This window comes from Chryseobacterium contaminans, assembly GCF_001684955.1.
GTDB classification, from domain to species: domain Bacteria; phylum Bacteroidota; class Bacteroidia; order Flavobacteriales; family Weeksellaceae; genus Chryseobacterium; species Chryseobacterium contaminans.
On sequence record NZ_MAYF01000105.1, the window covers coordinates 1 to 6,144 of the forward strand.

6 protein-coding genes are annotated in these 6,144 nt (G+C 35.8%); 4 read left to right on the forward strand and 2 right to left on the reverse strand.

Translation table 11 applies throughout. The annotated features are described in order from the left end of the window. Positions 1 to 289: 289 nt before the first annotated feature. The 4 genes from BBH99_RS07655 (at position 290) to BBH99_RS07670 (ending at position 3,579) form a co-directional block, all read left to right on the forward strand. Positions 290 to 799, forward strand: a complete 510-nt coding sequence (locus tag BBH99_RS07655; protein ID WP_228390766.1) for a GNAT family N-acetyltransferase — start codon at positions 290 to 292, stop codon at positions 797 to 799. A gap of 388 nt (positions 800 to 1,187) precedes the next feature. After that, on the forward strand, positions 1,188 to 2,387 hold the full coding sequence (gene tyrS, locus BBH99_RS07660; RefSeq protein ID WP_066694150.1) for a tyrosine--tRNA ligase: 1,200 nt from the start codon (positions 1,188 to 1,190) through the stop codon (positions 2,385 to 2,387). 112 nt (positions 2,388 to 2,499) lie between these two features. Continuing rightward, on the forward strand, positions 2,500 to 3,048 hold the full coding sequence (locus tag BBH99_RS07665) for a hypothetical protein (RefSeq protein ID WP_066694153.1): 549 nt from the start codon (positions 2,500 to 2,502) through the stop codon (positions 3,046 to 3,048). A gap of 90 nt (positions 3,049 to 3,138) precedes the next feature. Next, complete coding sequence (locus BBH99_RS07670) at positions 3,139 to 3,579, forward strand: GNAT family N-acetyltransferase (protein WP_066694156.1); 441 nt, start codon at positions 3,139 to 3,141, stop codon at positions 3,577 to 3,579. A gap of 235 nt (positions 3,580 to 3,814) precedes the next feature. Here the strand turns inward: BBH99_RS07670 and BBH99_RS07675 are convergent, their stop codons facing one another. Continuing rightward, positions 3,815 to 5,326 (reverse strand): helix-hairpin-helix domain-containing protein, encoded by a 1,512-nt coding sequence (locus tag BBH99_RS07675; RefSeq protein ID WP_066694158.1) that lies wholly within the window; start codon positions 5,324 to 5,326, stop codon positions 3,815 to 3,817. 6 nt (positions 5,327 to 5,332) lie between these two features. Then, positions 5,333 to 6,144 (reverse strand): PP2C family serine/threonine-protein phosphatase (locus BBH99_RS07680; protein WP_131799201.1); only part of this gene is annotated, 812 nt, incomplete at its 5' end.

Sequence of the window (6,144 nt, forward strand, 5' to 3'; positions counted from 1 at the left end):
TATATGCATTGGCAGAACATCAATCTGAACTTAAAAGTCTTGACGAAAAAGACAATACAGACCTTCAAAAATATTTCAATGATCTGTATGATCTGACAAAATTTTATAAAGGTTCTATTATTCAGCTTTAAGATAAACAACGAAACTTTATTTTTATTTTTAATTCATTTAAATCCAATCCATTATTCAAAATCGGGTATTTCGGCTTTATACAAAACAGGCAGATATTGCAATTCAGTAAAAAGATTTTTTACGAACCTATGTAATATTCTCTTCTACCCTTTGCTTAATGAAGAACAACAAAAAATCTATGAACAACAATACATTCAATAACCCCATCAGCATACGAAAAGGAAATTTACAGGATCTTTCGGAAATGCTTATTCTTTTTCAGGATACCATTACAATGGTTTGTAAAGGAGATTACAATCCCAATCAGATTGAAGCCTGGAAGTCCGGTGCGGACAATAAAGAAAGGTGGCTGGATGTGATGAAGGAACAATACATTTTAATTGCTGAATCTGAGAATAAAATGGTTGGTTTCTGTACCCTTGCTCAGGGAAATTATATTGATCTTTTGTTCGTCCACAAAGACTATCAGCAACATGGAATTGCTTCCCAGCTCTACAACATGGCTGAAAAAGAAGCAGTACAACAACAGCAAAAGTTCTTAACTGCTGATGTAAGCATAACAGCAAAACCTTTTTTCGAAAGTATGGGTTTTAAGGTCATCCAGGAACAAATAGTAAATGTAAAAGGAATTGATCTCATCAATTATAAGATGGAAAAACGCCTCTAACATGATAAAAAACATATAAAGCGATTTTAACAGATTGTGGCACAGAATTAGCTTAGGAAATGGCAAGTAAAATTGTTTTGAACCATTATTTTAGACCATTAAGATTCGTAAATGGTTAAGTTTTTTCTAAAAAAACAAATCTTGTTATAACCAATTACACTACATCTTAATGGTTTAAATATTGGAACTTCAGGAAATTCCTGTTATATTTACAATATTAATGAAACACTTGAACAGCATATTACGTCTTCCATTCTTCAGTGAATATTATACTCCGAATTATCGTTCGGGAAGACTTTCTATAGCTGTAATCTAAATTAAATAATCTACTTAACATATAGAGCCCGGACAGTACTGTCCGGGCTTTTTCATTTAAAACTATTACAACATGATTGATACATTACAAGAAAATGTCTCTATTATCCTTCCGGAAAACGGATTGGAAGAGAAATTAAAACAAGCTAAAGAAGAAAACAGAAAACTTTCTATCAAACTGGGTTTTGATCCAACAGCTCCTGATTTGCACCTTGGACACGCTGTTGTTCTTAAAAAACTGAAACAGTTTCAGGATCTGGGACATCAGATTATTATTGTAGTAGGGAGCTTCACCGCAAGAATTGGTGACCCTACCGGAAAAAACAAAGCCAGAAAAGCATTAAGCGCTGAGGATGTTACTCATAATGCACAAACTTATATCAATCAGCTTTCAAAGATTATTAATGTTGAAAAAACAAAGATTGTTTTCAACTCAGATTGGCTTGATGCATTGAATTTCTCAGAGGTTATTCAACTGTTATCAAAAGTTACGGTAGCTCAGCTGATGCACAGAAATGACTTTAATAAACGGTTTACAGAAAACACCCCAATTGCCATGCATGAGCTGGTATACCCTATCCTGCAAGGTTTTGATTCCGTAAAAATTGAATGCGATATCGAAATGGGCGGAACCGATCAGCTCTTTAATTGTACCATGGGAAGACAATTGCAGGAAGTCCATCAGATGCCTGCCCAAATTGTGATGTGTATGCCTTTGTTGAAAGGTCTTGACGGAAAAGAGAAAATGAGCAAATCCTTAAACAATATCATCGGATTAACTGATGAGCCCAATGAAATGTTTGGAAAAACCATGTCTATCCCAGATGCATTAATTGAAGAGTTCATTGATCTTACAACAGATTTTTCAATGGAAGAGAAAATGAGTTTAAAATCAAAAATGGAAAATGGTGAGAATCCAATGAACATCAAAAAGCTGATTGCTAAAAATATCATCAGCCAATACCACAATGCTGAAGCAGCCGAAAATGCAGAACTTTTCTTCAATAATCAGTTTCAGAATAAGGATTTTGAAAAGAAAAGCTTTGAGCCTGTCTCTATCAATTCCTTGAACCATCTTCAACATAAAACTTCAGTTCTTGAGCTTTGTCATCAGTTAAAAAAAGACCTCAGCAAATCTGCTGTGAGAAGATTAATCCAAAGTGGTGGAGTTCAAATTGATACCATTAAAATGATGGAACCTGATGAAGAAATTATACTTGTAAAAGAGACTAAAATAAAAATCGGCAAAAGAAACTTTTTTGAACTGATGTAAAAAAGAGTTTGAATGCCGGGAAAACAAAAACCTGAACTTCATAAAGCTTCCGGCATTCTCCTCTTCTCCCAATCCAATTAAATCAATATCTTCGCCACAGAAACAAAAAGTAATGACGCAGGCCGAAATCCTTACCTTGATTGATGAAGAATTGTTCACTGATAATATTAAAACAGAAGTCAGGGAGCAAAAGATTACCTGGACAGATCATTCAGGCACTGAAAATTATGTATCTCCACATCAGACAGCCGTTAATAGCAATGGTATTATAGCATGGTGGCAATGTAATGAGGTTGGAAAAGAAGAGGTCAGAATCAGATTAAAAGAAAAGAAAGTACTCACCTGGAAACCTCCTGTCAATACTTTGGAACAGCCCATTTTCCGGGATGGAATTTTATATTTCTATGAAAATCATCTCATTATTAAGTACAAGGATAACCATTATCAAAGGCTCTTTATTTTTAATATCAAAACATTAAAAGAGGAAGAAATCCTTATCAATGCCCTTACCATCCAGGTAAAAATAATAGAAAATGAGTTATTTCTAGGTGGATTTTACCAAGATGAAGAGTTTATAAAAATCACCATGCATCCGGATCATTTTGAAAAAGAAAATATTGATGAAGCCTATCTTCACCAAAGAAATATTACATTTGATTAGACTTTGTAATCAAGTTATTATCCCAGGCATCTATTAATTTTTTCAGCAAGCAAGGCAAGCTTGGTCTGAAATTCAAACTCAAAAAAAGTTATGAAAACTCCGCTTACTTATCAAAAAGCAACAGAAAATGATATTGATTATCTCCTTGATCTGAGAACAAAGACCATGGTTCCACATTATGCAGAATCTCATCTTCCTACAGACCGGGAAACTACCCTTCAAAGGATTCTCTATCAGTTTGACAAGGCTTATATTATTTTTCTGGACAACCAACCCATCGGACTTTTAAAAATAGATAAGGCAGAGACAAATATTGATATTCTGCAGCTTCAGATTGATCCCAGCCAGCAAGGTAAGGGATTGGGGAGCATAATTCTGACAGATATTTTAAAAGAAGCTTCTGAAACAGGAAAAACAGCTTCTTTAAATGTTTTAAAAACCAATAAAGCACAACATCTTTATTCCAGGTTGGGTTTTAAAATTGCAGGTGAGGATGAGCATTCTTATTTCATGGAATTCTCACCGGTTTAAAAGCTAATAGTGGAGATAAATCTGCTATTATAAATTCCGATTACTATCTGAATATATTATCTCGTAGATTGAGCTGATAAAGCAAATTCTTTTCCCACATATCGCACAGATTTTCACAGATGATTATGCATAAAACCTATGTGGTTAGTGAGATCTGTGAGAGATCTAATTAGTTATTGAGATTGCTTCACTTCGTTCGCAATGACAAACAAGGAATAGAATATCTACAAATGAATCATTGGTTGGCCATGGTCACATAGATCAGCCTTCCACCTTCTTCTGCAGATAATAGTATTTTCTTTCCATCAGTAAGTTCTACCATAGAGCCCGGCAGAATTTCTTTTTGTTCTGTGATATCTTTCATCCCGGATAAACTCTGATTCACCAATACCCATTTGCCCTGATGAAAAGTAAAATAACCTACAGGCATTTTATCCTGCATGGTCAGGTTTTCATTTCTGATCACCTTTCTGGATACATGCCATTTGAATAAATACTGATTATGATAGACCATCAGCCTGTGATTTTCAGGTTTCCAGACCTCATCATCAAACCGGAAATATAAATCCAGAACCGGAAGGGTTCCCTGATGTGGAGTTCCGCAGAAAGGGCATTTCGGATTGCTTGTATTATCAAAAACATACCATTTTTCGGTACAATTGGAATTTTGACAAGGCTGTATCAAATCTACAGTTTTCAGTAAAGCCGTTTCCCATTCGTTGGCAGTGGGACGCCTGATCGGATCATGCAAACCGTCTATAAATGTTTTTCTGAATAAATCTGCAAGATAAGGCCCTGTTACAGTATAAGGAATTTGTTGTGGATCGCCCCAAAAGCTATCCCACTTTCTAAGATGATCTGCCCTCACATTATTGGATGGATCGTTAGGATGTTCTACAAAAAGAGCTTTTTCTCCCATAGATATAATTTCATCCCTTTCAGAATCCAGGTCCCAGATTTTTCCGCCCCGAAGAGGATGTCTTCTCAACAGATACATATAAATCAGAACTCCAAGAGCATGTAAATCAGTTTTTTGATTGGGCAGATGTTTTCCGGGATCATGCAATCCCAAATGCTGGGTTTTTAAAACTTCGGGGGCAATAAAATCAGCTGTTCCGATGACTTCCGGCTGGAATAGTTTTGGAACAACAAGCCCATCAATATCAATAATACAGGCAGATTTGGTTACCGGATCTACCAGAATATTATTGTACGACAAATCTGAATGGGCTAATCCCATCTGATGAAGTTTTTTTACACCCCGGCTGATATTAATGGCAATCTGAAAATAACTTAACCAATCTCCCAGTTCAGACGGATCCAGCCTTAATGGATACTGCGGGTTTCTAAACATCGGTGCAGTAAACCACTTTCCAACTTTTTCTTCATCCTTAATATTTTCTGAGCCTATATACCCTTTAGAAAAGAAAAATTTCTGATTGTAGATAGGAACAACAATTCCAGTAAGCCTGTCTTTTTCCACAATATCATACGGCCATCTGAAGATTTCATTCAAAAAATATTCTGCAGCATTACCATTCTGAATATTTTGCAGATAGGTAGAAACAATTCTCATAATTCTTTCCTTCTGCCCTTCATCCAGCGGATTCCTGTAAAAAGCAACTACATACTCTCGGCCCGGCGAAAAGTAAACATCTTTTACCCCGCCCTGAATTGGTTTTTCATCTACATATTCATAGGATTTGGCTGCGTCCAGAACGGAAGCAACCCTAATGGTCTTTTTCATATTGAATTAATAAATTATGGCCAGTGTACGGTCGTCATGGTTTCCCCTGCTCCAGAAATCTGTCCAATGGAGAAGTTGCTGAGCAATTTCATTATCATTGAGAAAATCTACTTTGGCAAGATCATCATTATTTCCATTAAGATCATCAAAAAATATTTTCCAGCTTGCTGTATCTTCCAGCTTATTTTCGGTAAGAAATTTAGGATCATAAATCCCGTCTGTCATAAGTACCAGATACGAAAAATCCTCTACACAGGTTATTCCGAAACGGGAAACAATCTGATCATTAAAAATTTCCTTCATGGTAATAAAACGGGTGCCACCACTGAACTCCCCAACATCCATTGTATTCAAAAGTTCTACCCTGAAAAAATCAGTGTGGATAAGATTAATTGGGCAGTCTCCCACTCCAAAACTCAGGATAATATATCCAAAACTGAATTTTTTGACCAAAGCAAAGATTAAGGTCGCATGCAGATCATTGATGGAAAAATTATTTTCTGAAGCCGTTTTCTCCAATCTATGATGAACATATAAAACACTTTCATATAAACGTCTTATAACATTTTCTTTAGCTTCTTGTTCTTTATTTCCACCTGCTGTGCTGTAAATGATATTAATATTATTTTCAATTTCATGTAAAACTTCAGAAGAACTGAAAAACTGGTTGACAGAATCCGTTGCCAGCCTTGAACCTTCTCTTGCCATCACAGCAGAACCAGCTCCATCCGAAACTGAGATCATATTCCAATCTGCAGGAAGCTTATTCACCGCAAAATCATCTTCTCTGAATTTCCCTTCATGGGCATGAGAACGTC

Excerpts from the sequence above, each read along its gene's own strand:
- BBH99_RS07655 (WP_228390766.1), top strand. The coding sequence starts at position 290 with ATGAAGAACAACAAAAAATCTATGAACAACAATACATTCAATAACCCC.
- BBH99_RS07665 (WP_066694153.1), top strand. The coding sequence starts at position 2,500 with ATGACGCAGGCCGAAATCCTTACCTTGATTGATGAAGAATTGTTCACT.
- BBH99_RS07670 (WP_066694156.1), top strand. The coding sequence starts at position 3,139 with ATGAAAACTCCGCTTACTTATCAAAAAGCAACAGAAAATGATATTGAT.
- BBH99_RS07675 (WP_066694158.1), bottom strand. The coding sequence starts at position 5,326 with ATGAAAAAGACCATTAGGGTTGCTTCCGTTCTGGACGCAGCCAAATCC.
- tyrS (WP_066694150.1), top strand. The coding sequence starts at position 1,188 with ATGATTGATACATTACAAGAAAATGTCTCTATTATCCTTCCGGAAAAC.